General features: G+C 52.2%; 22 protein-coding genes. 11 read left to right on the plus strand and 11 right to left on the minus strand.

Annotated elements, in window-relative coordinates:
- Positions 1–113: 113 nt before the first annotated feature.
- Positions 114–1,400 carry a C4-dicarboxylate transporter DctC gene (gene dctA / locus HV352_RS00915; RefSeq protein ID WP_003023301.1) on the plus strand — a complete coding sequence of 429 codons (1,287 nt, stop codon included), beginning with the start codon at positions 114–116 and terminating at the stop codon, positions 1,398–1,400.
- 222 nt (positions 1,401–1,622) lie between these two features.
- Positions 1,623–3,116 carry a pitrilysin family protein gene (locus HV352_RS00920; RefSeq protein ID WP_016157710.1) on the plus strand — a complete coding sequence of 498 codons (1,494 nt, stop codon included), beginning with the start codon at positions 1,623–1,625 and terminating at the stop codon, positions 3,114–3,116.
- Between the two features lie 64 nt (positions 3,117–3,180).
- Here the strand turns inward: HV352_RS00920 and HV352_RS00925 are convergent, their stop codons facing one another.
- Complete coding sequence (locus tag HV352_RS00925) at positions 3,181–4,110, minus strand: sugar kinase (protein WP_016157709.1); 930 nt, start codon at positions 4,108–4,110, stop codon at positions 3,181–3,183.
- 230 nt (positions 4,111–4,340) lie between these two features.
- Here HV352_RS00925 and pdeH point away from each other — a divergent pair, with 230 nt between their 5' ends.
- A complete protein-coding gene (gene pdeH / locus HV352_RS00930) occupies positions 4,341–5,108 on the plus strand; it encodes a cyclic-guanylate-specific phosphodiesterase (RefSeq protein ID WP_016157708.1) in 768 nt (255 codons plus the stop codon).
- Between the two features lie 77 nt (positions 5,109–5,185).
- Positions 5,186–7,246: an AsmA family protein gene (locus HV352_RS00935; protein ID WP_181635135.1), complete on the plus strand. Its 2,061-nt coding sequence runs from the start codon at positions 5,186–5,188 to the stop codon at positions 7,244–7,246.
- Positions 7,247–7,338: 92 nt separating this feature from the next.
- Here the strand turns inward: HV352_RS00935 and HV352_RS00940 are convergent, their stop codons facing one another.
- The 3 genes from HV352_RS00940 to HV352_RS00950 all read right to left on the minus strand — a co-directional run bounded on the left by HV352_RS00940 (position 7,339) and on the right by HV352_RS00950 (position 10,931).
- Positions 7,339–8,661 carry an MFS transporter gene (locus HV352_RS00940; RefSeq protein WP_003023312.1) on the minus strand — a complete coding sequence of 441 codons (1,323 nt, stop codon included), beginning with the start codon at positions 8,659–8,661 and terminating at the stop codon, positions 7,339–7,341.
- A 294-nt stretch (positions 8,662–8,955) separates the two neighbouring features.
- Positions 8,956–9,984, minus strand: a complete 1,029-nt coding sequence (yhjD, locus tag HV352_RS00945; RefSeq protein ID WP_016154892.1) for an inner membrane protein YhjD — start codon at positions 9,982–9,984, stop codon at positions 8,956–8,958.
- Positions 9,985–10,031: 47 nt separating this feature from the next.
- The gene (locus tag HV352_RS00950) at positions 10,032–10,931 is read right to left on the minus strand and encodes a LysR family transcriptional regulator (RefSeq protein WP_181635136.1); all 900 of its coding nucleotides are present in this window, start codon (positions 10,929–10,931) and stop codon (positions 10,032–10,034) included.
- 119 nt (positions 10,932–11,050) lie between these two features.
- Between HV352_RS00950 and HV352_RS00955 the strand changes: the two genes are divergently transcribed.
- Positions 11,051–11,809, plus strand: a complete 759-nt coding sequence (locus tag HV352_RS00955; RefSeq protein WP_016154890.1) for an SDR family oxidoreductase — start codon at positions 11,051–11,053, stop codon at positions 11,807–11,809.
- Between the two features lie 547 nt (positions 11,810–12,356).
- A complete protein-coding gene (locus HV352_RS00960; RefSeq protein WP_046274486.1) occupies positions 12,357–12,959 on the plus strand; it encodes a response regulator transcription factor in 603 nt (200 codons plus the stop codon).
- 18 nt (positions 12,960–12,977) lie between these two features.
- Here HV352_RS00960 and HV352_RS00965 read toward each other — a convergent pair whose 3' ends face one another.
- Entirely contained in the window at positions 12,978–13,328 is a 351-nt protein-coding gene (locus tag HV352_RS00965) for a lysozyme (RefSeq protein ID WP_103283344.1), read from the minus strand.
- Positions 13,329–13,399: 71 nt separating this feature from the next.
- Complete coding sequence (locus HV352_RS00970) at positions 13,400–13,954, minus strand: GNAT family protein (RefSeq protein WP_181635137.1); 555 nt, start codon at positions 13,952–13,954, stop codon at positions 13,400–13,402.
- Positions 13,955–14,121: 167 nt separating this feature from the next.
- Between HV352_RS00970 and HV352_RS00975 the strand changes: the two genes are divergently transcribed.
- Complete coding sequence (locus HV352_RS00975) at positions 14,122–15,711, plus strand: STY4199 family HEPN domain-containing protein (RefSeq protein WP_016154886.1); 1,590 nt, start codon at positions 14,122–14,124, stop codon at positions 15,709–15,711.
- Between the two features lie 27 nt (positions 15,712–15,738).
- On the opposite strand, the gene HV352_RS00980 is transcribed toward HV352_RS00975, so the two are convergent.
- A complete protein-coding gene (locus HV352_RS00980) occupies positions 15,739–17,388 on the minus strand; it encodes an alpha,alpha-trehalase (protein WP_029139724.1) in 1,650 nt (549 codons plus the stop codon).
- Positions 17,389–17,813: 425 nt separating this feature from the next.
- On the opposite strand from HV352_RS00980, the gene HV352_RS00985 reads away from it, so the two are divergent.
- Both HV352_RS00985 and dinQ read left to right on the plus strand, forming a co-directional pair.
- Positions 17,814–19,208 carry a cytochrome-c peroxidase gene (locus tag HV352_RS00985; protein ID WP_016157700.1) on the plus strand — a complete coding sequence of 465 codons (1,395 nt, stop codon included), beginning with the start codon at positions 17,814–17,816 and terminating at the stop codon, positions 19,206–19,208.
- 381 nt (positions 19,209–19,589) lie between these two features.
- The gene (gene dinQ, locus HV352_RS00990; protein ID WP_003837776.1) at positions 19,590–19,673 is read left to right on the plus strand and encodes a damage-inducible type I toxin DinQ; all 84 of its coding nucleotides are present in this window, start codon (positions 19,590–19,592) and stop codon (positions 19,671–19,673) included.
- A 66-nt stretch (positions 19,674–19,739) separates the two neighbouring features.
- Here dinQ and gorA read toward each other — a convergent pair whose 3' ends face one another.
- Together gorA and HV352_RS01000 are read right to left on the minus strand one after the other, a co-directional pair.
- The gene (gorA, locus tag HV352_RS00995) at positions 19,740–21,092 is read right to left on the minus strand and encodes a glutathione-disulfide reductase (RefSeq protein WP_016154882.1); all 1,353 of its coding nucleotides are present in this window, start codon (positions 21,090–21,092) and stop codon (positions 19,740–19,742) included.
- Between the two features lie 104 nt (positions 21,093–21,196).
- On the minus strand, positions 21,197–22,039 hold the full coding sequence (locus HV352_RS01000; RefSeq protein ID WP_016154881.1) for a 23S rRNA (adenine(2030)-N(6))-methyltransferase RlmJ: 843 nt from the start codon (positions 22,037–22,039) through the stop codon (positions 21,197–21,199).
- A 214-nt stretch (positions 22,040–22,253) separates the two neighbouring features.
- On the opposite strand from HV352_RS01000, the gene prlC reads away from it, so the two are divergent.
- Both prlC and rsmJ read left to right on the plus strand, forming a co-directional pair.
- Positions 22,254–24,296: an oligopeptidase A gene (gene prlC / locus HV352_RS01005; RefSeq protein WP_104652229.1), complete on the plus strand. Its 2,043-nt coding sequence runs from the start codon at positions 22,254–22,256 to the stop codon at positions 24,294–24,296.
- A gap of 8 nt (positions 24,297–24,304) precedes the next feature.
- Positions 24,305–25,057 (plus strand): 16S rRNA (guanine(1516)-N(2))-methyltransferase RsmJ, encoded by a 753-nt coding sequence (gene rsmJ, locus HV352_RS01010; protein WP_094761590.1) that lies wholly within the window; start codon positions 24,305–24,307, stop codon positions 25,055–25,057.
- A 98-nt stretch (positions 25,058–25,155) separates the two neighbouring features.
- Here rsmJ and HV352_RS01015 read toward each other — a convergent pair whose 3' ends face one another.
- Together HV352_RS01015 and HV352_RS01020 are read right to left on the minus strand one after the other, a co-directional pair.
- The gene (locus HV352_RS01015; RefSeq protein WP_029139725.1) at positions 25,156–25,443 is read right to left on the minus strand and encodes an HPr family phosphocarrier protein; all 288 of its coding nucleotides are present in this window, start codon (positions 25,441–25,443) and stop codon (positions 25,156–25,158) included.
- Between the two features lie 2 nt (positions 25,444–25,445).
- Positions 25,446–26,618: a mannitol dehydrogenase gene (locus tag HV352_RS01020; protein ID WP_019078100.1), complete on the minus strand. Its 1,173-nt coding sequence runs from the start codon at positions 26,616–26,618 to the stop codon at positions 25,446–25,448.
- Position 26,619 lies beyond the last annotated feature (1 nt).

A 26,619-nucleotide genomic window follows, 5' to 3' on the forward strand; every position in this document is an offset into this window, starting at 1 on the left:
CTGTATCAATTATGATCCAGGCGCATTTCTGTCATGTTGTGTGGGTGTTACTTTAAGGCCGCAGGTTAAACAAAACCTTACAAGACCTGTGGTTTTTACTTTAAGGACACCCTATGAAAACCTCTATATTCAAAAGCCTTTACTTTCAGGTCCTGACAGCAATTGCCATAGGTATCCTCCTTGGCCATTACTACCCTGAATTAGGCGCCCAAATGAAGCCACTTGGTGATGCTTTCGTGAAGCTCATCAAAATGGTCATCGCACCTGTCATCTTCTGTACTGTCGTCACCGGCATTGCAGGCATGGAAAGTATGAAAGCCGTAGGCCGCACCGGTGCGGTTGCACTGCTTTATTTTGAAATTGTCAGTACGATTGCGCTGATCATCGGCCTTATCATCGTCAACGTGGTGCAACCCGGTGCCGGTATGAACGTCGATCCGGCGACGCTGGATGCCAAAGCGGTTGCGATTTACGCCGAACAGGCAAAAGACCAGGGGATCGTAGGCTTCCTGATGGATATTATCCCGGGTAGCGTCATTGGCGCGTTCGCCAGTGGCAACATCCTGCAGGTATTGCTGTTTGCGGTTATGTTTGGTTTTGCGCTGCATCGTTTAGGTAGCAAAGGCCAGATGATTTTCAACGTGATTGAAAGCTTCTCGCAGGTTATTTTTGGCATCATCAACATGATCATGCGCCTGGCGCCGATCGGTGCTTTCGGTGCCATGGCCTTTACCATCGGTAAATATGGCGTCGGGACGCTGGTGCAGTTGGGTCAGTTGATCATCTGTTTCTACATCACCTGTATTCTGTTTGTGGTTGTGGTGTTGGGCTCGATTGCGCGCGCAACCGGCTTCAGCATTTTCAAATTCATCCGCTATATCCGTGAAGAACTGCTGATCGTTCTGGGCACCTCTTCTTCTGAGTCCGCGCTGCCGCGTATGCTCGATAAGATGGAAAAACTGGGCTGTCGCAAGTCGGTTGTCGGGTTGGTTATACCCACGGGCTACTCGTTTAACCTCGATGGGACATCAATCTATCTGACGATGGCAGCGGTGTTTATCGCTCAGGCCACCAACAGCCATATGGATATCTTCCATCAGATAACCCTGCTGGTGGTGCTCCTGCTCTCTTCAAAAGGTGCTGCGGGTGTGACCGGGAGTGGCTTCATTGTTCTGGCCGCGACTATCTCCGCTGTGGGCCATTTGCCGGTTGCTGGTCTGGCGCTGATTCTCGGTATTGACCGCTTTATGTCTGAAGCCCGTGCGCTGACTAACCTGGTCGGTAACGGTGTGGCAACTGTTGTAGTAGCGAAATGGGTGAAAGAACTGGACCATAAAAAGCTGGATGATGTGCTGAATAATCGTGCGCCGGATGGCAAAACGCACGAAATATCCTCTTAATCTCTCCACTTATGCCCGTAGTCCCTTCCAGGACTGCGGGCGTTTGCGCATAATTAACCCCTGTGCCTGAAACCGCCGATTCGGCGGCGTCGGGATTTTTTCACTTCCTCCGTGACATTTTTATGTTCTTGCGGTCTAACACGAAGTGTTTTTAACGTCATATTCAGAGAGTCCTCTCGCGGGCTGTCTTTTTATTTCCAGGATAGTTGATCAGGGGTTCACATGCAGGGCACAAAAATTCGACTTTTAGCGGGCGGCTTGCTGATGATGGCCACTGCCGGCTATGTGCAGGCAGATGCGCTCCAGCCTGACCCGGCGTGGCAACAGGGCACGCTGGCAAATGGTTTACAGTGGCAAGTCTTAGCCACTCCCCAGCGCCCCAGCGACCGTATTGAGGTTCGCCTGCTGGTCAATACCGGTTCACTCACCGAAAGTACACAACAGAGTGGTTTCAGCCATGCGATCCCGCGTATCGCGCTGACGCAAAGCGGTGGCCTCGATGCTACGCAAGCCCGTTCTCTGTGGCAGCAGGGGTTCGATCCCAGTCGTCCCATGCCGCCCGTTATCGTTTCCTATGATTCCACGCTGTATAACCTCAGTCTGCCTAACAGCCGCAACGATCTGCTGAAAGAGTCACTTTCTTATCTGGCGAATATTTCCGGTAATCTGAGCATCACCCCTGAATCGGTCAATCATGCGCTGAGTAGCGAAGATATGGTTGCAACCTGGCCGTCAGATACCAAAGAGGGATGGTGGCGCTATCGTCTGAAGGGATCGACTCTGCTGGGTCACGATCCTGCCGATCCGCTGAAAACGCCTGTTGATGCGACGAAAATCCAGTCCTTCTACCAGAAATGGTATACCCCGGATGCGATGACGCTGATTATCGTCGGTAACGTAGATGCGCGCAGCGTGGCTGATCAAATCAATAAAACCTTTGGCGAATTAAAAGGTAAACGTGAAACGCCTGCGCCGGTACCCACGCTCTCTCCGCTGCGTGCAGAGGCCGTAAGCATAATGACCGATGCGGTACGTCAGGATCGCCTGTCTATTATGTGGGATACGCCGTGGCAGCCGATCCGTGAATCTGCCGCGCTGTTACGTTACTGGCGCGCTGATTTAGCCCGTGAAGCGTTGTTCTGGCACATTCAGCAGGAGCTCACCAAAAACAATGCCAAAGACATTGGCCTTGGCTTTGACTGTCGGGTGCTGTTCCTGCGCGCGCAATGTGCCATTAACGTTGAATCACCGAACGGTAAGCTGAACGCGAACCTCAGCACGGTTGCGCGTGAGCTGGCCAAAGTGCGCGATAAGGGGCTGCCGGAAGAAGAGTTTAATGCGCTGGTGGCGCAAAAGAATCTGGAACTGCAGAAGCTGTTTGCCACCTATGGTCGCACCGATACCGATATTTTGATCAGCCAGCGTTTGCGCTCGCTGCAAAACCAGGTCGTAGATATTGCGCCTGAACAGTATCAGCGTTTACGTCAGAGCTTCTTGAACAACCTGAGTGTTGAGATGCTGAATCAGGACCTGCGTCAGCAACTGTCGCAAGATATGGCGTTAATTCTGTTGCAGCCGAAGGGTGAACCTGAATTCAATATGAAGGATCTGCAGGCGACGTGGGATAGCATTATGGCGCCGGTTACCGCCGCGGCAACGTCGGTAGAAACGGATGAATCACATCCTGAAGTGACGGACATCCCGCCGGTGCAATAAGGGAATCGTGACCTGCAGGCCGGACGCGACGTTAACGTCTAATCCGGCCTGCCAGAACGCCAGATTACTGCGGCATGGCGTCGCGAGGAATAATCGCCCCGCGATGCTGAATAACGGTGCTTGCCGTCAGGTGCCCGCGTTTTGCGGCATCAGCGGCATCGCCACCGGTCAGACGTACCGCCAGATACCCGGCGCTGAAGGAGTCTCCCGCAGCGGTCGTATCGATAACCTTCTCTTTCGGTAGTTTTACGGCCGGAACGTCGATGAGTTCTTCGCCTGCGATGGAAACCAGGCAAGAGTCTGCACCGCGTTTCACAACCACTTCCTGTACGCCAGCCGCGTGAGTACGGGCAATCACCTCGGCAACCGGTTTTTCACCCCACAGCGCGTCTTCATCATCCAGCGTCAGAAACGCGATATCGGTGCATTCCAGCATTTGCTGATACACCTGCTGGGTCTCTTCTTTACTGCTCCACAGACGTGGGCGGTAGTTATTGTCAAAAATGACCTTTCCACCGTTGGCGCGGCATTCTTGCAGCAGCGACAGCAGCTTGTCACGACTTGCCGGGCTTAAAATAGCCAGGCTGATTCCGCTCAGATACAGATAGTCAAATGTCGCCAGTTCTTCGCAAATAGCGGCGGACTGTTCGCTCTCAAGCCAGAATTTTGCGGCGGCTTCATTACGCCAGTAATAGAAGGTGCGCTCGCCGGTGCTATCGGTTTCAATGTAATAGAGGCCCGGCAGGCGGTTTTCCATGCGTTGGGTTAATGAGGTATCCACATTTTCGCTCTGCCAGGATTCCAGCATTTGTTGGCTAAAACTGTCGGTACCCAGCGCAGTCACATAGTGTACGGAAAGTGCCGCAGCATCGACCTGACGGGCGATATAAACGGATGTATTCAACGTGTCGCCACCGAATCCGCGCTGAACGTCAGCGCCTTTCTGTGACAGCTCAATCATGCATTCGCCAATCACGGCAATCTTTCTGGACATAGTCGTAACCTGCTCTGAAAAAAATTAGCGTTAGTGTGCGCTGTGGGTGTTAAGTGGTCAACTATATTAAAACATCGTTCCATTATTTTTTTGAGCCAGCACGTGTTCTGCGTCGTTTTTTGCCGCTTAGTTTCTATTTTGCGTAGGGCTGAACGTAAAGTTCTTCGCCTGAGCGCCGATAACCTTTGACGAGTCCGGTCAGTCACACTCTTATTTACAGGACATCTCAGATGATAAAGCAGGTTACCCAGCAGCTAATTACGCTCGATGCGAGTATTGAAAACTTGCAGGAGAGACGCTATTGGCTGCAGTGCGAGCGTGCTTACACCTACCAGCCGATTTATCAGACCAACGGACGGCTGATGGCCGTTGAGCTGCTGACCGTCGTGAGCCATCCTGAAAACCCCTCCCAACGTATCGCGCCGGACCGCTATTTCGCCGAAGTGGCCGTACGACATCGTGTAGATGTGGTGAAAGAGCAGCTTGTACAGCTTGAACAAAAAGGGGCGTTTTTCAAAGCCCACGATCTGCTGGCATCCGTGAATGTCGACGGGCCAACGCTGATTGCAATGCGCCAGGATCCCGAAATCCTGAAAATCATCGAATGTCTGCCGTGGCTGCGCTTTGAACTGGTGGAGCATATCCGCTTGCCGAAGGGATCGTCGTTCGCCTCAATGTGCGAGTTTGGCCCGCTCTGGCTGGATGATTTTGGTACCGGAATGGCAAACTTCTCGGCTCTGAGTGAAGTGAGTTACGACTATATCAAAGTGGCGCGGGATCTATTTGTCATGCTGCGCCAGACGCCGGAGGGCCGCAATCTCTTTACGCTGCTGTTACAGCTGATGAACCGCTATTGCCGCGGTGTGATTGTCGAAGGCGTTGAAACGCTGGAAGAGTGGCGTGATGTGCAAAACTCACCGGCTTTCGCTGCGCAAGGCTATTTTCTCTCTCGTCCAGTGCCTCTGGATACCCTTGAAGACGTAATTCTGTCGCTTTGATAAGGATGTAGAACGCCTCCTTTTCCTCTGCTGGACTATCTTTAGGACAGGCAAGGAAGAAAGTAAGGAGGTTAAACATGACGAGAACAGGCAAAATAACCACTTCAGTAATAGGGGTTTTCTTGTTGTTGATCGTCGTACTCATCATCGTGATTGCGACATTTGACTGGAACCGGCTCAAACCGACCATCAACCAGAAAGTCTCTACAGAACTCAACCGGCCCTTCGCCATACGGGGTGACCTGGGCGTGGTTTGGGAACGCCAAAAACAGGAAACCGGCTGGCGTAGCTGGGTTCCGTGGCCGCATGTTCATGCTGAGGATATCATCCTCGGCAACCCGCCGGACATTCCTGACGTCACCATGGTGCATCTCCCGCGCGTTGAAGCCACGCTCGCCCCACTGGCATTGCTGACAAAAACCGTCTGGCTCCCGTGGATCAAGCTGGTCAAACCCGATGCACGGCTTATCCGCCTGTCGGAGAAAAACAATAACTGGACCTTTAACCTGGCAGGGGATGAAAACCGCGATCCCAAAGCGCCGCCATCAGCCTGGTCTTTCCGGCTGGATAACATTCTGTTCGACCAAGGGCGCATCACCATTAACGATAAGGTGACGAAGTCAGAGATTGAGATCCTGGTCGATCCGCTGGGTAAGCCGTTGCCCTTTAGCGAAGTGACTGGCGCAAAAAGTAAAGAGAGCAACGCCCACATTGAGGACTACGTGTTTGGTCTGAAAGCGCAAGGCCGATATAACGGCGAACCGCTAAGCGGTCGCGGGAAGATAGGCGGAATGCTGGCGCTGCGCGGTGAAGGAACCCCTTTCCCGATTCAGGCTGATTTCCGTTCGGGTAATACGCGTGTGGCGTTTATGGGTACGATAAACGATCCGATGAATATGGGCGGGGCGGATCTGCGGCTTAAATTCTCGGGAGATTCGCTAGGGGATTTGTACGATTTGACCGGCGTGCTGCTCCCGGATACGCCGCCGTTTGAAACCGACGGACATCTGGTCGCGAAAATTGACCCGGAAAAATCCTCTGTTTTTGATTACCGCGATTTTAATGGCCGAATTGGCGACAGCGATATTCACGGAACGCTGGCCTATACCACCGGTAAGCCGCGCCCAATGCTGAAAGGGGATGTTGAGTCACGCCAACTGAGGCTGGCTGATTTGGGGCCGCTGATCGGTGTGGATTCAGGCAAAGGGGCGGAGCGGGCCAAACAATCTGAACAGCGCAAAGGTGAGAAGAGCGTCCAGCCCGCGGATAAGGTCTTGCCGTATGACCGTTTTGAAACCGACAAATGGAACGTGATGGACGCTGACGTACGTTTCAAAGGACGGCGTATTGAGCACGGCAGTAGCCTGCCAATCAGCGATCTCTCCACCCATATCATCCTGAAAAATGCCGACCTGCGCCTGCAGCCGCTGAAATTTGGCCTCGCGGGAGGCAGCATTGTCTCCAGCATCCATCTGGAAGGGGATAAAAAGCCGATGCGGGGGCAGGCGGATATCCAGGCTCGCCGCCTGAAGTTAAAAGCGCTGATGCCGGATGTGGAGCTGATGCAGAAAACGCTCGGTGAAATGAACGGTGACGCCAGGTTTAGCGGGAGCGGAAACTCGGTAGCGGCGCTGCTTGGTAACAGCAATGGCAACCTGAAGCTGCTGATGAACGACGGTTTGATCAGCCGGAATCTGATGGAAATTGTTGGCTTGAATCTGGGCAACTATCTTGTTGGACAGATATTTGGTGATGACGAGGTGCGGGTGAACTGCGCGGCAGCGAATCTGGATATTGTTAACGGCGTAGCCCGCCCGCAGATTTTTGCCTTCGACACGGAAAACGCGGTCATTAATGTCACTGGTACGGCGAGTTTTGCGTCGGAGCAACTGGATTTAACCATCGATCCGGAGAGCAAAGGCATTCGTATTATTACCCTGCGTTCGCCGCTGTATGTTCGCGGCACCTTTAAGAATCCGCAGGCCGGTGTGAAGGCCGGGCCGCTGATTGCGCGCGGTGCGGTTGCTGCCGCGCTGGCAACGTTAGTGACGCCCGCGGCGGCCTTGCTGGCGCTGATTTCACCTTCTGAAGGAGACGCTAATCAATGCCGGACCATTTTGTCGCAAATGAAGAAGTGATTTTTGCCGTTGTCGGATGGTGCTAACGCGTCTCCGGCCTACATACATTTCATGCTCAACGTAGGCCGGAGACGGTGGTTACAGCCAAAGAATCACAATGACTGATGGCGGGTTTCGTGGGTTAACAGCAGCGCAATCAGCGTTAACGCCGCCATTGATGCCAGATACGTACCGACCGCCGCCAGGCCGTAATTCGCCTGCAGCCATGCGGCAATGTAAGGGGCAACGGAAGCACCAAGAATCGATGAAACGTTGTACGAGAACGACGCCCCCGTGTAGCGCACTTCGGTCGGGAACAGCTCCGGCAATAGCGCGCCCATCGGACCAAATGTCAAACCCATCAGGCTCAAACCAAGCAACAGGAAGGCGAACACCAGCACCGGATTGCCAGAGCCGAGCAGCGGTTTAAAGGCAAACAGCGCAAACAGAATAATAAGCGTGGTGATGATGAGCATGCTCTTGCGACGACCAAACGCATCGGCCAGCAGGCCCGCCACCGGCACCATGACGCCAAAGCCAATAACCGCCATCATCAGCATCCACAACACTTCATTACGCGGTAGGCCAAGCCCTACAGGCGCCGCGGCGGTGCTGAACGTCATGGAATAGACGGTCATGATATAGAACAGCGTATAGGTCGCCAGCATGATGAACGTGCCGAGGATCGTCACGCGGACATGTTTTGTCAGCAGGGTACCCAGCGGGATTTTCACCTGTTTTTTCGCCGCAGCCACTTTGGCAAAGACCGGGGATTCATGCAGCGAAACGCGAACGTACAGACCGATAATCACCAGCACCGCAGAGAAGATGAACGGTACGCGCCAGCCCCAGCTCATAAACTGCTCGTCGGTCAGCAGCCAGGAGAGCAGCAGGAAAGTGCCGTTGGCGAAGAAGAAGCCGATAGGTGCGCCCAACTGCGGGAATGATCCGTACAGCGCGCGTTTACGCGGCGGTGCGTTTTCCGTCGCCAGTAACGCCGCGCCGCCCCATTCCCCGCCCAGTCCTAAACCCTGACCAAAACGCGCCAGCGCCAGCAGCAGCGGGGCGAAAATACCGATAGTTTCATAACCCGGCAGCAGGCCAATGACAACCGTCGAGATCCCCATAGTGAGCAGTGAGGCAACCAGCGTGACTTTACGCCCTACGCGATCGCCAAAATGCCCGAACACAGCAGAACCGATAGGCCGTGCCACAAAGGCGATGGCAAAGGTGGCGAGGGACTGCAGCGTTGCCGCGGTCGGATCCCCCTGCGGGAAGAAGATATGGGGGAACACGATCACCGCGGCGGTGGCGTAGATATAGAAGTCGAAGAACTCAATGGCAGTGCCAATGAGTGAGGCGACGACGACTTTATTGCGCGAGTTGACCGGGGTGTGTTCCTGTTCGTTGTCGAGCGTTGTGGCTGTTGCTTGCATAATATTTTCTTATTTTTGGTCGAACGAAAGGTCATATTACGCACAGCAAAAGAGACATTTCAATCTGTAACAAACCTTGCGATTGGTCAAAAACAGAGCAAAAAGGGGATAATTTTTAGGCTGGAGATTTCACTTCCATGAAATGCTTCACATAATTTAAAACTTGGATGATAAAACTGGTTTTGGGTTAAACAAAAGTTACGGGCTGGATTTTAATTCTGATAATGCGCAGAATTTCGACGTAAGCATTGGGTTGGCCGGATAAGCGCAACGTTATCCGGCAGTTAACAAAGATTAGCGGTGGGTTTTCCCCGGCATACGCGGGTCGTCTTTGTATTCTGCTGTGGCAATCCAGGCAGCGCAAAACAGAGTCAGACGGGCGAAGAAGTAGAAGAACGCCATTAAGCCAAGTACGGAACCAAACGCCGCGCCTGACGGCGATTGCACCAGTGATGGCAGCGTGTACGTCATGATCATTTTGATGACTTCAAACCCCAGTGCCGCGATAAATGTGCCGCGAATGAGCGCTTTTTTGCGCGGTCGGTGACGCGGTAGCCGCCAGAAAATCCAGAAGAACAGCAAGTAGTTGGCGAAAATAGAGATGGTCAGGCCGATCAGCCGCCAGGCGGGCTTCAGCCATTCGATGCCGTCGAGATACAGCGCAGAGATAATCATCTGCTGGGCGGAACCGGCGATGGAGGTAATGGACAGCGTAACAATCAGCGCAATCAGTAAGCCAATCAATGAGACAAAATCACGCAGATATTTGACCCAAATTTTTTCCTGATCCTGTGGGGTCCGCTCCCAGACATCCCGCGACTGGGCACGAATAGCTTCGCGCAGGTTTCCCATCCAGTTAATTCCGGAATAGAGCGCGATGGCAAGACCCACCAGACCGACGGTGGTTCGTTGCTGAACGGCGGTATTGATGGTGTTTTTCAGCGTGGAGGCGAGCGTCGGATCGCTGACGTTGAGCAGGATTTTGCTGAAGATATCCTGCAACAGCGTAGGGTGCGAAGCGAGAATAAAACCCGCGGCGGCAAACGACACCATCAGGATAGGGATCATCGACAGAAACGAGAAGTAGGTAATGGCGGCGCCAAACTGATTTCCCATACGATCGTTAAATCTCTCCGCGGCGCGAATCAGATGGGCAATCATGGGCTGGCGTTGAATTTTATCGGCGAAGGTCAGGGCGGTTTTCAGCGCCTGGTTGGTCTTACCGTTGGTTTCTGTATTCTTACGCTCCAGGGTCTCAATTTTTGGGATTGGTGCGTGCTCAAGTTCCTGAATGGGGCGTTTAATCTCTTTTTCCTGCGTCATCAGGGCAGTAATCCTTGTTCTGTTCATTCTCAGGACAGTATAGCTTGTCAGTCCACATAGTCTTTCATCACGCCGGTCAGCCATTCCATAAACAGATGTACGCGGCGGGAGAGGTTACGGCGATGCGGATAGATCAATGAAACCGGTAATGGTTCGGCGCGATATTGCGGCAATACTTCAATCAGCGTACCGGCGCGCAGGGCATCACGCACGCCCACGCGCGGTACCTGAATAATGCCCAGACCGGCAAGACATGCCGCATGATACGTTTCGGTACTGTTCACCGTCAGCATGCCGCCGGTTTTAACCCATTTAGCTCCGTTGTCTGTCGCCACTTCAAAGCCTTGCGCACGCGTTCCCAAATTGACTGAGTAGTGCACCACCGCATGCGAGGCTAAATCCTCCAGGCTTTCCGGATAACCAAATCGGGCGAGGTATTGCGGGCTGGCGCAGTTAATCTGCGTGAGTTTCCCCAGCGGGCGCGCAATCAGCCCTGAATCTTTCAGAGTCCCCACGCGTACCACACAGTCGAAGCCTTCGCGGATCAAGTCCACCAGGCGGTCGCTGCTGCTAAGTTCGAGCTCAAGCCCCGGATACTGATGCAAGAAGGCCGGTAAGCGGGGCATCACCAGATTTCTCGCCACACCAACCGGCATATCGACGCGCAGCTTGCCGCTGATGCTGGCCGGGTCATGATGGAATAACCCATCCAGTTCATCGAGATTGCTCAACAAATCTTTCGCTCGTTCGTAATAGATCATGCCGTCTTGCGTGAGCTGAACGCGGCGGGTTGTGCGGTGCAACAACTGTGTGCCCAGGTGATTTTCCAGGGCCTGGATTTGACGCGATACGCTACCTTTAGGAAGTCCGAGGGTGTCTGCCGCGCGCGAAAAGCTCTCCAGTTCTGCGACGCGGATGAACAACTGCATTGCGTGAATTTTATCCATTCTCATGCCCTATTGTTGTTCTAAATGAAACAGTAATGCGCAGTTAGCGGTATTTATTGTTTTTCTACCACCTAATAAGCTTTGTCTCAATCTTCACAACACCTGAAATGAGGTTTCTTATGACGCAACGTATCGCATTGGTGACCGGCGGCGGCCGTGGACTCGGTAAAAACGCGGCGCTAAAGCTGGCGAGTAAAGGCATTGGTGTCATCCTGACGTGGAACAGCAATGAAAAAGAAGCGCAGCAAGTTGTGGATGAAATTCGCCAATCTGGCGGTAAAGCTGTAGCATTACCGTTGAACGTCGGAAATATTTCCACTTTCCCTCAGTTTGTCAAACAGGTGCAGGAAACCCTACAAACGCACTGGCAAAGCGACACCTTTGATTATTTATTGAACAATGCCGGAGTTGGCATTAACGCGCCTTATCCGGCGTTCACTGAAGCGCAATTTGACCAGCTTTTGGACATCCATTTTAAAGGACCTTTTTTCCTGACACAGAACCTGCTGGCGCTGATCAACAACGGCGGACGCATTCTTAATGTCTCAACCGGATTGTCGCGCTTTGCGCTACCGGGTTACAGCGCTTACGCTGCCATGAAAGGGGCGATGGAGGTGTTAACCCGTTATCAGGCGAAAGAGCTGGGAGAGCGCGGCATTACGGCGAATATTATTGCGCCTGGGGCAATCGAGACGGATTTTAGCGGCGGAAACGTGCGGGATAATGCGCAATTGAATGCCTACATTGCATCGCAGACGGCGCTGGGGCGTGTTGGGTTACCGGATGATATTGGCGACGCCATTGCTGCGTTGCTCAGCGATGAGCTGGCCTGGATGACGGCACAGCGTATCGAAGTCTCTGGCGGGATGTTCCTGTAATCGACTGCCTCTTACTTAGCCTTTTGAGCAATCGAAAACTGGCGCGCCATCAGAGGTCAAAATATAGCTGATGGCGTTTGCCGGTATTATTTGGAATCTGATACCGCAATCGCGGTGCTGAAAGAGATCGGGGATAAACGTTCTGAAGAGTTCATTCTTCTTCGGGAGTGGATTTGTTGCATCAGAAACTATGATCACCTCCCCATTCTCATGCCCGAATGATCATTTAATGCGATATTTTGTTTTGTAACATATTTGTCTGTTATCGTGAGTTTCTTATTTTTAGCTAAGAATATAAACTCCGGGTTATTAATATTAGTAATCCAGGGTTGAACATCAAATATTAAGGATTTTCTGAACATTTAACCCCGATTTTGATCCTTTGTGTGATTCTTTGGTTTCAGCTGTAACTATTTATAACGTCTGCTTCTTTCTTCTCCGTCTATCGGTAAAATGGCCTCCGCCAAATGGTGACTTCATATTTTGCCCCTCGGATAATACCCTTCCGCGTGTTAAGGCTAATATCTTATTCAGACGGAGATAAATAATGCAGTTAATAATGTTTGACAGGCAGTCAATATTTATTCATGGAATGAATGTAATTTTACAAGAGCGTATTCCAGGAGTGAATGTTCAGGGTGTCAGTCAGGCAGATGATCTTTGGCGGACGCTGGAAGACAATCCTGATGCACTGGTAATGCTGGATGGAGATTTTGACGCTGAGTTCTGCCGTAGCTTGCTGCAACAGATAGCAGAGCGCTTTGCGAAGGTAAAAGTGCTGGTAACCGCAACGGACTGCCGTAAAAAATGGCTACAGGAAGTCACGCAATTAAACGTGCTGGCCATTGTTCCGCGCGATTCTGATGCGGAAACCTTCACGCTGGCACTCAATAGCGTCGCGATAGGTATGATGTTTATCCCCAGAGATTGCATCGCAGCGACCGAATGTGGCGGGCAAAATATTAGATTGCTCAGCGCGCGTCAGCGGGAGATTCTGACGATGCTGGCCGCCGGAGAATCTAATAAACAAATTGGTCGATTATTAAATATCAGCACTGGAACGGTAAAAGCCCATCTTGAATCGCTGTATCAGCGCCTGGAGGTAAAAAACCGTACGCAGGCGGCAATGATGCTAAACGACACCCTATAATGGGAAAATATTTCACAGTCAGACTGTTTCTGGCTGTGAAATAGCCCCAGGCCAGAATTCAGCAGTGCAAAACCGGCTAATCCCCACGCTGAGCATCCATGCAATTAACGCTTCCTGTTGAAACCGATCTTGTATTTGCGGCATTTCCTTATGGATGAATGCCTCGCAGATATTTATATCCGCGAGCAGCAATGTTTCGGCCTGCATCAGCATAATTGGGGCATCAAAGGATTCATCTGCGGTGATTTCGTGCCCGTAGCCAATGACCCAGATCCCCTTTTTGTCCTGATACTTTTCCAGCGACAGGCCCTGCCATTGCTTAATAAATGCGATACAGGCGGGCGTGAAATGCGTCGAATGCAGCTGCATAATAATCTCTGTACAAAAAGACCTATTTTAAGAAACACACCCCGTTACGCCAGCCGCCATCCAGCCATTTTTTACAGCAAAACGCCTGATGGCGCGGGCGGCTGATATTCCTGTTTTAACAGGCCGAAAATCCAGTCATCATGCCAGGTTTGATGTAGCCAGTAGCTTTCTCGCAGCGTGCCTTCGAGAATGAACCCGACCTTTTCCAGTAGACGCCGTGAGGCATCGTTTCCTGCGGTGACGCAGGCCGTCAGTCGGCGTAGTCCTCCGGCGGTAAACGCATAATCGCAAACGGCATGCAGGGATTCAGCGCCATAACCTTTGCCCTGCGCCTCGGGAGTGAGCAGAAAGCCGACCTCGGCACATTCATTTTTATCCTGAATATATCCGGTTACCCCAAGCGGTACGCCCGATGCCTTATCGCACAGGACCAGGCACAGCCAGTGTGGACTGCCGGGAGACCATTCAGGCAAGCGGGAGTCAAAGACTGTCCGTATCTCCTCTTCGGTACGCGAGTCAGCGACAAAGCGCATCACATCTGCGTTCTTCTGTAACGTTAAGAAAAACGCCCAGTCGTCATGTGTGAGCGGGCGGCAGATCAAACGCGAGGTTTTCAGTACAGGCACAGGCTTATCTCCAGAATAATTTTCAATGATTGTGCGGAAGTCACTGTAAAACATATTTATTTGCTATATGAATGTGTTTTAGTCTATGGCGGCACAGCGCTGCATTTAAAAAAGATAACTACACACCATTGTGAGGCCGCACTTTTTGGGTCCTTTTAGGGAAGATAATGACCAATAGCGCGTTACAGGCGACATGTACACCATTCGAACATTGTTTGGGGATAATCCGGCAGGCCTCGGTAGAAATTTTACTGATGCTTGGCGTGCGCGTCGCAGAGGGTAAAGATCCACGCTGGTTTCTCGAGCAGCTTGACCAGGCGCGATTGAATCTGGGAGGTTGGGGTGTTGTCGCCAGGCGGTTGCAGATGAATGACGCGCAATTGAGTCAGTTCACGTTGCGGCTACGCCATCTTCAGCAGAGCGTGCCGCAATATGAAAATGGCCAGGACGTCAGTGAAAACCAGCTGATTTCTGCGCTGCGCTTTGTCGCTTCTCTGGAACAGTTGCGCCAGCAACAGCCCCTCCTGAAGTATCCAACCGAGATTGAACGTGCAGAGCCGGATGCGCAGATGCGGGCGCAGCGTCAGCTTCGCGCAATAGAATTAACCCTCAAATCGCTGATTGCGCGAGTATGGCCGGATCAACATCCGCTCAACAGCTTCCTGAAACAGCACTTTGGCGGTGAACGTCTGCGTCGCTGGTTAAAGCTGGGGGAAAGTCGGGATGCGCTGGACGGCATGATGTTTAGCGAACTGGCGCTGATGGTTGTCGATAAGAAGTTATTCGTTCGGCATTTTAGCGAGATTTTTAACGATACCTCGGTGCTCATGTCGTTTGTTGAGCCACGTATCACGCTGAGGATGTTCCTGGATGACTGCCGCCTGGCCCGTAACTGCGTTATCGCGCAGCAGCCGCTAACCTCAGTACAACTGCTGTTGCTGGATTGCCAGTACCGACAGATTACTCACCCTGTGCAGCGGGCATTTGAAGAACGGCGTACGCGCATTAATCCTGCGTCGTATCTGGCGTCCGATGAGGCGACGGTTCGCCAGTTTTGGGAAAACGCAAAGCAAAAAGACGAGCAGGCAGGGGGCGATAAACAGGAAATCGCAGACAGTATCGATCCGCCGGAGAAGCGGGCCAGGCGCACGGCGGAAGAACGTGAACAGCTGATTTCCGGCATGTTGTGGGTAGCGGTCGGTGTGATGGTGCTGGTGATTTCGCTGGGCGCGTTCTGGTTATTCACTTCGCCAGCGCCACAAGCGTCTTCCGGGCTATCCGTTGAAATCGTGCAGGAGGAGCCACGGCGTGATGCCCCTGGTGCGCGGGAGTCGGTGACCCGAATGGGCATCACCTGGGATGCCTTTAACATGCGCGCGGCTATCGAGCGCAACGACACCCGTGTGACGTCACTTTTCCTACAGGGCGGGATGGACTGGAAGCTGGCGTGGACGGAGCAGGCATTCTCGGCAGGCAATACCGAGGTGTTGAGGCTGCTGCTGCGTTACCCTTCGCAGATGAGTGAGAGTAAGCCATGTCGGCAGTTTATGACCACGGTCAGCCATGCGATGGCGAATGGGGCGTCACTCACATCGCTGCATAAAAGCTATCTGCAAAGTTTTTGTTCGGTGCCGGCGGTTGTCGCGCGTCAGCAGTATGACCTTGAACAGGCCGAGCTACGCGTTCGCGCGCAGCCAAGCCCAGAGAACAAGAAATGGCAGAAAATTCACGCCGAACTGTACGATGCGATTAACTGACCGTCTGATAATTCAGACCGTCAGCTGCTAGGGTTCGCCATACAGACCGATGAGTCGGCGCACCACGCCATTGGTCCAGCCAAAGCCGTCCTGCAACGGATATTCTCCGCCGCCGCCTTCGCGCGGCGCGGCGTCGGCGATGTGGTATTTTTCGATAAGCTTGTGGTGTTCCTGATAAAAGAGATTCACCGTTTTCAACCAGTTACGGGCGATTTCATCCCCGAGATGGTCGTCGCCGTAAAGTTTGAAACCTTGGATCGCCATCCACTGCAGCGGCGCCCAGCCGTTGGGTTTATCCCATTGCTCACCCGTTTCATGCTCCGTGGCTAAAATCCCTCCGGGGGTTAGCAGGCGACTGCGGACCGCATTGGCAAGTCGGTCGGCTTGTTCATGTGTTGCCATGCCGACATACAGCGGCACAATACTGGCGGCAGAGAACAGGGCCATTTGTTCGCGCCGCCAGTCGTAATCGCGATAGCAGCCGTTTTCATCGTCCCAAAGATAGCGATTCACCGCATCGCGGCGGTCATTGGCTTTCTGGCGAAACTGCGCTTCAGTGTCTTTGTCGCCTTTCAGTGCGGAAATATTGGCGATAGTGCTCTCCAGCTTGTAGAGGAACGCGTTCAGGTCAATAGGGATGAACTGAGTGGTGCGTATGCTGGCAAGACGGCCTGCATCGCGTAGCCAGCGCGAGGAGTAATCCCAGCCGGAGGCCGCGCCCGCGCGCAAATCCCGATACACTTCATTGGGTGGGCGACCCGAATGCTTGGCGGTCTCGACGTCTTCAAGCCACGACTCATCGCGCGGCGTATCACGATCGTCCCAATAGCGGTTGAGCAGGGAGCCGTCCGACATTCTGATCACGTGACGGTAGGCCTGGTTGAGTACCAGGGAATCTGCGCCATCCATCCAGAACGCGTACTCCATTTTTAGATGATCAAGGTAACGACGCGCGCCGCGTACGCCATCCTCTTCAAACAGTTCGACCATTAGCGCAAAGACCGGCGGCTGCGAGCGACTCAGGTAGTAAGTACGGTTACCGTTCGGGATATGACCATAGTTTTCAATCATCCAGGCAAAGTTATCCGCCATACATTTCAGCAGATCTTCGCGACCGCTCTCCGCCAGACCCAGCATGGTGAAGTAGGAATCCCAGTAGTAGGTTTCACTAAAACGCCCGCCGGGCACAATATATGACTGCGGTAACGCCAGCAGCGAGGACCAGGGAATGTGATCCTGTGGCTCGCGCGTCAGCACCGGCCACAGTTGATCGATATGCTCTTTCAGCGAATTTGCCGGGTCAGAAACATATTCACTGGAGGGCGTTTCCGGGAGCCAGAAGTGGTTCTCGACGAAGCGTCGCAGATCAAAGTCGCGGTGGCGTTTAACCTTGCGATAGCGGATCAAAATATCCAGCGGATCCATTTTCGGCGCACAGTCGGGGAAGGTTTTGCTATCGGCAAACAGTTTCGACGACTGAACGTGTTCGAACAGCTCGAGGTAACGATCGGCGGGAGTTAACGCATCTGAGGCGGGTAACCCTTCAATCATCTCCGGTTCAGGCTCCGCCTCAATCATTTCATCCAGCTTTAACTCGCACGGATCCATTTCATAAAGCAGATCGATGTCGATCGTCATTTCTTCAGAAGGGGCGTGGGGTAGTTTCTGGTTGAGCATAATGCGAAAGACCTCCGATGGACGTTGAAAGATTAAGGCTATTGCCCGCTCGTCAATTAAGCGTAGACATTCGCTTCGGTATCTGGTGAGTAAAGCGTGCGGTCGATCACATTTTAGTGCTGCGCAATATCCAAAAAATAAATCTATCCCAATGAAAATAATGAATAATTCCGAATTCTGCACAACCTGAGGATATTCCATTTTCAGAACATTCGATTGCAACGAGGTGTGAACACAACCTGGTAACGTTTAACTCTATAATAGGCACAGGCTATTCTATCGATAGTTCTCCTCCATGTAATTGCTTGATACTTATCAAAATAGTAATCCCCTCATTTCCTATGATGGTCAGGTCTGACAAAGACTGTCTATTAATTATTCTAATTTTCTGGGTCACAATAACTCACAACGGTGAGGGTAAAATAATGAAAATCATTACCCGTCTTACCGTGATTGCCATAGCTGGCGTCGCGATTTGTTATTTTGGATTATCCGGTTATGTGTGGTATCACGATAATCAACGGAGTAAACAGGCTGATGTTCAGGCCTCTACGCTGGAAGAAAATAATAAAGTACTAGGGTTCTTACGTGAAAAAGGATGCGATTATTGTCACACTCCTTCGGCTGAATTACCTTTCTATTCTTCTTTTCCCGTCGCTAAGCAGTTGATGAATTACGATATTCAACTGGGATACAAATCATTCAATCTGGAGGCCGTTCGTGCGGCGCTGGTCGCGGATAAACCCGTTTCGCAAAGCGATCTGAATAAAATTGAGTGGGTGATGCAGTACGAGACCATGCCGCCGACGCGTTATACCGCACTGCACTGGGCTGGCAAGGTAAGCGATACGGAGCGAGCAGAGATCCTGGGCTGGATTGCGAAACAGCGTGAGCAGTACTACGCCAGTAACGATACTGCCACGCAGCATCGTAATGAACCTGTACAGCCGATACCGGAAAGCATCCCGACCGATGCCCGCAAAGTAGCGCTTGGTTTTACGCTTTACCATGACCCGCGTATTTCTGGCGACAGCACGATTTCTTGTGCGCACTGTCACGCCCTGAATGCGGGCGGCGTGGATGGCCGGAAAACGTCAATCGGTGTCGGCGGCGCGGTTGGCCCTATCAATGCGCCAACGGTATTTAACTCGGTCTTTAACGTTGAGCAATTCTGGGATGGCCGTGCGCCAACACTGCAGGCGCAGGCCGGTGGTCCACCGTTGAACCCTATCGAAATGGCGTCAAAATCCTGGGATGAAATTATCCAGAAACTGGACAAGGATCCGCAACTTAAGCAAGAGTTCATTGCCGTTTATCCGCAGGGATTCAGTGGGGATAATATTACCGATGCGATTGCTGAATTTGAGAAAACGCTGATTACGCCAAATTCGCCGTTTGATAAATGGCTGCGTGGTGATGAAGCGGCCTTAACTGCTCAGCAAAAACATGGCTATCAGTTGTTTAAAGATAATAAGTGCGCGACCTGTCATGGCGGTATTATTTTAGGCGGACGGTCATTTGAGCCATTGGGTCTGAAAAAGGACTTTAATTTCGGTGAGGTCACTGCCGCAGATATTGGCCGCATGAACGTCACCAATGAATTACGTGACAAGCTGCGTCAGAAAGTCCCTGGATTGCGTAACGTTGCGCTGACTGCGCCTTATTTCCATCGCGGTGATGTGCCTACGCTCGACGGTGCGGTAAAACTGATGCTGCGTTATCAGGTGGGTAAAGAACTACCGCAGGAAGATATCGACGATATCGTGGCATTCCTCGAAAGCCTTAATGGGGTATATACACCGTATATGCAGGGTAAATAATTTCTCTCTAGTCCAGATTCGGACGTAAAAAAACCGACTTCGCGTCGGTTTTTTTACGCTTCAGCCCGAGTTGGTGGTTCTGGCCGAAGTGAGAGTTCCATCATCTAACGCTTCAATCGTATTACCTTACCGGTAGTATTGCAAGAATACGCTGGTTGTTTTGATTAAAACAACTGTATACTTATCCAGTTAGCTCTGAAGCATTTTCATTCCGGACGCGCGCTAAACGCTTTCTAAGTCCTGATCGGCTGTACGGGTGGTGCCGTTGGCCGATGCTCTGGCCGGAGTGAGAGTTCCATCATCTAACACTGGGACATGCGCCGTGACAGGCAATGGATGAGTAAGCGGATGCATTCTCACTCCATCTGATGGAGAAGACGGGTGATTGATAAAGCAATCATCGTTCTGGGAGCGTTAATCGCGTTGCTGGAGCTGATCCGCTATCTGCTGCAACTGCTGAACTGATAGCGGAAACGTAACTAAGGGCAAAGAGCTAACCCCTCTTTGCCCTTTAACATTCCTGAAGTGCGATTAACGCATGGTCACGAACTCTTCAGATGCCGTTGGGTGAATGGCAACGGTGTTATCAAAGTCTTTCTTGGTTGCACCCATTTTCAGAGCGACCGCGAAGCCTTGCAGCATTTCATCCATCCCAAAACCAATGCCGTGAATACCGACAATCTTCTCTTCCGGGCCGACGCAAACCAGCTTCATGCGGCACGGCTGACGGTGGGTGGTGACAGCGGTATACATCGCGGTAAACGATGATTTATACACTTTCACCTGATCATCGCCGTGCTGTTCGCGAGCCTGCTGCTCGGTCAGGCCCACGGTACCAATAGGCGGATGGCTGAAGACCACGGTCGGGATGTTGCTGTAGTCCAGATGTTCGTCCGGCTTATTGTTAAACAGACGCTCGGACAGACGACGGCCCGCGGCAACGGCAACCGGCGTCAGCTCAACGGCCCCGGTGTTATCGCCGACGGCATAAATACCCGGCACGCTGGTGTTCTGGAATTTATCAACGACGATGTAGCCTTTTTCGTTGGTTTTCACGCCAGTAACCGCCAGGTTGAAGTTGTCGGTGGCAGGTTCACGACCGATCGCCCAAATCAGGCAATCTACCGTTTCGCTACGACCATCTTCCAGTTGCAGGGTCAGGCTACCATCAGCGTTTTTAACGACCGCTTTTGGAATCGCGTGAGTATGCAGAGTCGGGCCTTCGGCGTTCATCACCTCAACGAGCGTGTCGACGATCATTGGGTCGAAGCTGCGCAGCGGCGCGTGTTTACGCACGAACAGATGCGTTTCTGCGCCCAGACCGTTAATTACGCCCGCCAGTTCAACGGCGATGTAGCCTGCGCCAACAACGGCTACGCGTTTTGGCAGCGCGGGCAGCTCAAAGAAACCGTCGGAGTCGATACCGTATTCCACACCCGGAATGCTCGGATGGCTCGGGCGACCACCGGTAGCAATCAAAATATGATCGGCAGTAATGGTTTCACCGTTCACTTCAATGGTTTTGGCATCCACAAAGCGGGCAAAGCCTTTAATCACATCGACATTATTTTTGCCCAGCACGTTGTCGTACGAGGTATGAATGCGATCAATATAAGCGGTGCGCGTGGCGATCAGTTTATCCCAATCGAATTTATTGATGGTGGTGTCGAAACCGTAATCCGGCCCGTACATGTGGATTGCTTCGCGGACCTGTGCGGCATGCCACATCACTTTTTTCGGTACGCAGCCAACGTTAACGCAGGTGCCGCCTAGCTCTTTAGCTTCAATCAGCGCGCATTTCTGGCCGTACATTGCTGCACGGTTAATGGAGGCAATACCACCGCTGCCGCCGCCAATAGCGATGTAATCATAGTGCTTGGTCATGACCGCTCCTTCATGTTCATTGTAGGGCGGAGAAGCGTTACGCCATCCGCCAAAATATTCGCGATTGTATACCTGAAATTAAAAGGTTCCACCGATGACTGCGATTACTCCGGCACGATCCAGCTTACCGACGTATGACCGGTTCCTGCCGGAACCAGTTTGCTGTGCAACCACGGCAGGACACTGTTCATCTGCTGCTCCAGCTTCCACGGCGGGTTTATTACAATCATACCGGACGCCGTCATGCCGCGCTGATCGCTGTCCGGACGCACCGCCAGCTCAATCTGCAGAATTTTGCGGATACCGGTGTCTTCCAGGTCGTGGATCATGCGTTTGATTTGCTGGCGCAGAACTACCGGATACCACAGCGCATAGGTGCCGGTTGCGAAACGCTTATAGCCTTCGTTAATACCGGTCACCACCGCCTGGTAGTCGCTTTTGATTTCGTAGGGGGGATCGATAAGGATCAGCCCGCGACGGGAAACCGGCGGTAATTTTGCTTTTAGCTGCTGATAACCATCGGCTTTGGCCACGCGTGCGCGCTCATCTTTCTGGAATTCGCCGCGCAGCAAAGGAAAGTCGCTCGGGTGCAGTTCCGTTAATTGCAGGCTATCCTGTTCTCGCAGCAGCTGGCGAGCAATTAATGGAGAGCCGGGGTAGTAGCGCAGTTGGCCGCTACGGTTGAAGTGCTTCACCACGCCAATGTAGGGTTCCAGTTCGGCAGGCAAATCGTCCTGCTGCCAGATACGGGCGATCCCTTCCAGATATTCACCGGTACGTTCGGCATGCTCACTGCTCAGCTGATAACGGCCTGCGCCAGCATGGGTATCCAGATAGAGAAACGGTTTTTCTTTCTCTTTAAGCGATTCGATGATCAGGCTCTGGACGGTGTGTTTAAGGACGTCGGCGTGGTTGCCAGCGTGATAACTGTGGCGATAACTCAGCATGGGTAAACGTGTTCCAGGTTATAAACGTAGGCCCGAAAACAGCGCAATATCGGGCGAAAATAAAGCGTATCACCACAGTATACAGAAAAGTCGTCACTGCCGCGAAAGCGCAACGCCTGGCATTGAAATCCTCTACACTTAACCCCATTGTACAAATTAATATGCACAGCGCCGGATACGCGCTTCATTCACTCTTTTCAACAGGACCGCGCTAATGACCAATCCATTGCTGACCCCCTTCGAACTGCCGCCATTTTCTAAAATTCAGCCTGAGCACGTCGTGCCTGCCGTGACTAAGGCGCTGAACGATTGCCGCGAAAACGTTGAGCGAGTGGTTGCGCAGGGCGCGCCGTACACCTGGGAAAATCTTTGCCAGCCGTTGGCGGAAGTTGACGATGTGCTGGGGCGTATTTTCTCTCCGGTTAGCCACCTGAACTCGGTGAAGAATAGCCCGGAATTGCGCGAAGCCTACGAACAAACGCTGCCGCTGCTGTCTGAATACAGCACCTGGGTTGGGCAACATGAAGGTCTGTACAAAGCGTACCGCGACCTGCGTGACGGCGATCATTACGCCACCCTGAACACCGCACAGAAAAAAGCGGTCGATAACGCGCTGCGCGATTTTGAGCTTTCTGGTATTGGTCTGCCGAAGGAAAAACAGCTGCGCTATGGTGAGATTGCCACCCGCCTGTCTGAGCTGGGCAATCTCTACAGCAATAACGTCCTCGATGCCACGATGGGCTGGACTAAGCTGGTGACTGATGAAGCGGAACTCTCCGGCATGCCGGAAAGCGCGCTGGCGGCTGCAAAAGCCCAGGCTGATGCTAAACAGCAGGAAGGCTACCTGTTAACGCTGGATATCCCAAGCTACCTGCCGGTGATGACCTACTGTGATAACCAGGGGCTGCGTGAGGAGATGTATCGCGCTTACTCCACTCGCGCGTCTGATCAGGGGCCAAACGCTGGTAAATGGGACAACAGCCCGATAATGGAAGAGATCCTCGCGCTGCGCCACGAGCTGGCACAGCTGCTGGGCTTTGAAAGCTACGCTTTTAAATCTCTGTCCACCAAAATGGCGGAAAACCCGCAGCAGGTACTCGACTTCCTGACGGGCCTGGCGAAACGTGCCCGTCCTCAGGGCGAGAAAGAGCTGGCTCAACTGCGCGCCTTCGCGAAAGCGGAATTTGGTGTCGATGAGCTGCAGCCGTGGGATATCGCTTACTACAGCGAGAAACAAAAACAGCACCTCTATAGCATCAGCGACGAGCAGCTGCGTCCATACTTCCCGGAAAACAAAGCCGTTAACGGCCTGTTTGAAGTGGTTAAACGTATTTACGGTATTACTGCTAAAGAGCGCACTGATGTTGACGTCTGGCACCAGGAAGTACGTTTCTTCGAACTGTATGACGAAAACAACGAACTGCGCGGCAGTTTCTATCTTGACCTGTATGCCCGTGAACATAAACGTGGCGGGGCGTGGATGGACGACTGCGTCGGCCAGATGCGTAAAGCCGACGGTACGCTGCAAAAGCCTGTTGCCTACCTGACCTGTAACTTTAACCGCCCGGTGAACGGCAAACCCGCGCTTTTTACCCACGATGAAGTGATCACCCTGTTCCACGAGTTCGGCCACGGTCTGCACCATATGCTGACCCGTATCGAAACCGCCGGTGTTTCAGGTATCAACGGCGTGCCGTGGGATGCGGTCGAACTGCCGAGCCAGTTTATGGAAAACTGGTGCTGGGAGCCCGAAGCGCTGGCATTTATCTCTGGTCACTTTGAGACCGGTGAGCCGCTGCCCAAGGAGTTGCTGGATAAAATGCTGGCGGCGAAAAATTACCAGGCGGCGCTGTTTATTCTGCGTCAACTGGAGTTTGGCCTGTTTGATTTCCGTCTGCATGCGGAGTTTAACCCACAGCAAGGGGCGAAAATCCTCGAAACGCTGGCGGAAATTAAAAAGCAGGTCGCCGTGGTGCCGGGACCAACGTGGGGCCGCTTCCCGCATGCCTTCAGCCACATTTTTGCTGGTGGCTATGCGGCGGGTTACTACAGCTACCTGTGGGCCGACGTGCTGGCGGCGGATGCATTCTCTCGCTTTGAAGATGAAGGGATTTTCAACCGTCAAACCGGACAATCGTTCCTCGATAACATTCTCACCCGTGGTGGTTCTGAAGAGCCGATGGAACTGTTCAAGCGCTTCCGTGGCCGTGAGCCGCAACTGGATGCAATGCTGGAGCATTACGGGATTAAAGGCTGATTATTCACGTGAAAATCTGCTTAGTAGATGAAACAGGCGCCGGAGACGGCGCCTTATCTGTTCTTGCCGCCCGCTGGAATCTTACGCACGATGAAGATAACCTGATGGCGCTGGTGATGACACCGGAACATCTGGAACTGCGCAAACGTGATGAGCCCAAACTCGGCGGTATCTTCGTGGATTTCGTTGGCGGTGCGATGGCTCATCGGCGGAAATTTGGCGGTGGTCGCGGCGAAGCAGTGGCGAAGGCGGTTGGCATCAAAGGCGATTACCTGCCGGATGTGGTTGATGCGACTGCAGGGCTGGGGCGCGATGCGTTTGTGCTGGCCTCAGTAGGCTGCCGCGTGCGAATGCTGGAACGTAACCCGGTCGTGGCGGCGCTGTTGGATGATGGCCTGGCGCGAGGGTATGCTGACCCGGAAATCGGTCCGTGGCTGCAGGAACGTTTGCAACTGATCCACGCTTCAAGCCTGACGGCGTTAACCGATATCACGCCGCGTCCGCAGGTGGTGTACCTCGACCCGATGTTCCCGCATAAGCAGAAAAGCGCGCTGGTGAAAAAAGAGATGCGCGTGTTTCAGTCGTTGGTGGGGCCGGACCTGGATGCGGATGGGCTGCTGGAGCCTGCGCGTCAGCTAGCCACTAAACGTGTGGTAGTGAAGCGCCCGGATTACGCACCGCCGCTGGCGAATGTCGCCACGCCGAACGCGGTAGTTACGAAAGGGCATCGGTTTGATATTTACGCGGGGACTCCTGAATAGCCTTTCCACTTAACTCGATCATGGGTGGTGGTCATCATAATGCTCCCAAATCTTCGGATGTTGGCGCTTATTTAAAAATAAGCGCCAATGATATTAGCTTATTCACCTAAACCATTTTCGATTTCGGCGCTAAGTTTTTGTAATGCAATTTGGGCATCTTCACCCAGGAATACGATATTGACTTCATGGCCTTTTTTTATACCCAGGGACATGAGAGCCATTAGACTCTTTGCATTTACGTATTTATCACTTCTTGCAAGATTTGCGATCTTAACTTCACATTTAAAGGGTTTTAATGTCGCAACCAGGTTTGCTCCTGGACGAGCATGTAGACCATGCTCATTTTTTATGATGAAACGAGCATTGCAATTGGCATCAGGCATCATAATTAACACTGTGTCGTTGGAATTAAATTTTCAGCATCCAGCGCTAAATATTGCTGTGCAACATTAAGCGTCACAGGGTGATTTTTAGGTAAGCCAATGATTTCGGCAGCGGTAGTCAGCAATCCCATTCGTTGCATTTTCTGTTGCAGTTTGACAGAGGCTTGATCGTCTTCGGCATAATAAGCAAGGCCGCAAGCGATCGCTTTTGTGAGGGGGGTGTAATCGAGGTCGTGTTTAAGACAAAGTTGCACGACACCCATTAAGCGATCCTGATAAGCCAATTTCCGAATAGGATCATAGGCGACACGATGAATCGAATCCGGGAGTTCGTTTTTAGCTTTAGGTAAGTACTCCAGATCTTTTAATGCTTCACGCGTGATTTGTGGGTATTCGGTCATTACCGCAGTAATTGTGACATCGTGTACCGCATTGGCCAAATCTGAAACCTGAGGATCGGCTGAGGCATCAGGAATGGTTTTGTAACCTTTCAGGTGTCCATACCAGGCGGTAGTAGCGTGAGGGCCATTGATGGTAAATACTTTGATGTCTTTAAGCATTTCCAGATGTTCGCGTGGCTCTAGCCATTCCACACCACTGATGTCGTTATAAAGAGGAGTTTGAATGATCAATGAGGCAACGGCGGTGCTGTCTATCTGGGTTGCGTAGTGCGTTTTGGCATCGGTGGAGCGTCTGACAATTGAGTCGCGGATCGCTACGTGGGTGTCGAACCATTGACGCGCTTCAGCAGATGGGATTGCGTCACGGTACCAGCCTTCAATATCTTTAATAATATGATTTTTATTTGTCAGGCAAATTAATGACATTTTTTTGTTTGGGTCGATATGATATTGATGCTCAAAACATTTGCCAAGATACTGAGCGGATTCTGCAAAATCCTCTGGATAAAGTGGACACATAATGACAGACGACTCAAGAAAGTCATTCATGACAGAATAGTTGTCATCGGTCAAAAAAGCATTAAAGTTGGTGATCTCGTGTAAAATGATGTCATCAGTACGAAAAACCTGAACGGTATATTTGTTTTCACGGTTCAGTTCATCAATAACTCTTTGGTCTTTATCCAGAAATGTTATATCCCAGCCAGCATTGTCAAATGTTTCGCCCACAAAGCCTTTACCAAGGCGGCCAGCGCCTATAATTAATACGCGTTTCATT

The organism is Citrobacter sp. RHBSTW-01044, from assembly GCF_013781945.1.
Classification (GTDB): Bacteria; Pseudomonadota; Gammaproteobacteria; order Enterobacterales; family Enterobacteriaceae; genus Citrobacter; species Citrobacter braakii.

What these genes read in the sequence shown, in the direction of transcription:
- HV352_RS01020 (WP_019078100.1), bottom strand. Translation starts at nt 26,618, where the DNA reads ATGAAACGCGTATTAATTATAGGCGCTGGCCGCCTTGGTAAAGGCTTT.
- HV352_RS00950 (WP_181635136.1), bottom strand. Translation starts at nt 10,931, where the DNA reads ATGGATAAAATTCACGCAATGCAGTTGTTCATCCGCGTCGCAGAACTG.
- HV352_RS01015 (WP_029139725.1), bottom strand. Translation starts at nt 25,443, where the DNA reads ATGATGCCTGATGCCAATTGCAATGCTCGTTTCATCATAAAAAATGAG.
- HV352_RS00940 (WP_003023312.1), bottom strand. Translation starts at nt 8,661, where the DNA reads ATGCAAGCAACAGCCACAACGCTCGACAACGAACAGGAACACACCCCG.
- HV352_RS00925 (WP_016157709.1), bottom strand. Translation starts at nt 4,110, where the DNA reads ATGTCCAGAAAGATTGCCGTGATTGGCGAATGCATGATTGAGCTGTCA.
- HV352_RS00980 (WP_029139724.1), bottom strand. Translation starts at nt 17,388, where the DNA reads ATGCTCAACCAGAAACTACCCCACGCCCCTTCTGAAGAAATGACGATC.
- HV352_RS00960 (WP_046274486.1), top strand. Translation starts at nt 12,357, where the DNA reads ATGCAGTTAATAATGTTTGACAGGCAGTCAATATTTATTCATGGAATG.
- yhjD (WP_016154892.1), bottom strand. Translation starts at nt 9,984, where the DNA reads ATGACGCAGGAAAAAGAGATTAAACGCCCCATTCAGGAACTTGAGCAC.
- HV352_RS00965 (WP_103283344.1), bottom strand. Translation starts at nt 13,328, where the DNA reads ATGCAGCTGCATTCGACGCATTTCACGCCCGCCTGTATCGCATTTATT.
- prlC (WP_104652229.1), top strand. Translation starts at nt 22,254, where the DNA reads ATGACCAATCCATTGCTGACCCCCTTCGAACTGCCGCCATTTTCTAAA.
- dctA (WP_003023301.1), top strand. Translation starts at nt 114, where the DNA reads ATGAAAACCTCTATATTCAAAAGCCTTTACTTTCAGGTCCTGACAGCA.
- HV352_RS00955 (WP_016154890.1), top strand. Translation starts at nt 11,051, where the DNA reads ATGACGCAACGTATCGCATTGGTGACCGGCGGCGGCCGTGGACTCGGT.
- gorA (WP_016154882.1), bottom strand. Translation starts at nt 21,092, where the DNA reads ATGACCAAGCACTATGATTACATCGCTATTGGCGGCGGCAGCGGTGGT.
- HV352_RS00920 (WP_016157710.1), top strand. Translation starts at nt 1,623, where the DNA reads ATGCAGGGCACAAAAATTCGACTTTTAGCGGGCGGCTTGCTGATGATG.
- HV352_RS00975 (WP_016154886.1), top strand. Translation starts at nt 14,122, where the DNA reads ATGACCAATAGCGCGTTACAGGCGACATGTACACCATTCGAACATTGT.
- pdeH (WP_016157708.1), top strand. Translation starts at nt 4,341, where the DNA reads ATGATAAAGCAGGTTACCCAGCAGCTAATTACGCTCGATGCGAGTATT.
- HV352_RS01000 (WP_016154881.1), bottom strand. Translation starts at nt 22,039, where the DNA reads ATGCTGAGTTATCGCCACAGTTATCACGCTGGCAACCACGCCGACGTC.
- HV352_RS00985 (WP_016157700.1), top strand. Translation starts at nt 17,814, where the DNA reads ATGAAAATCATTACCCGTCTTACCGTGATTGCCATAGCTGGCGTCGCG.
- HV352_RS00935 (WP_181635135.1), top strand. Translation starts at nt 5,186, where the DNA reads ATGACGAGAACAGGCAAAATAACCACTTCAGTAATAGGGGTTTTCTTG.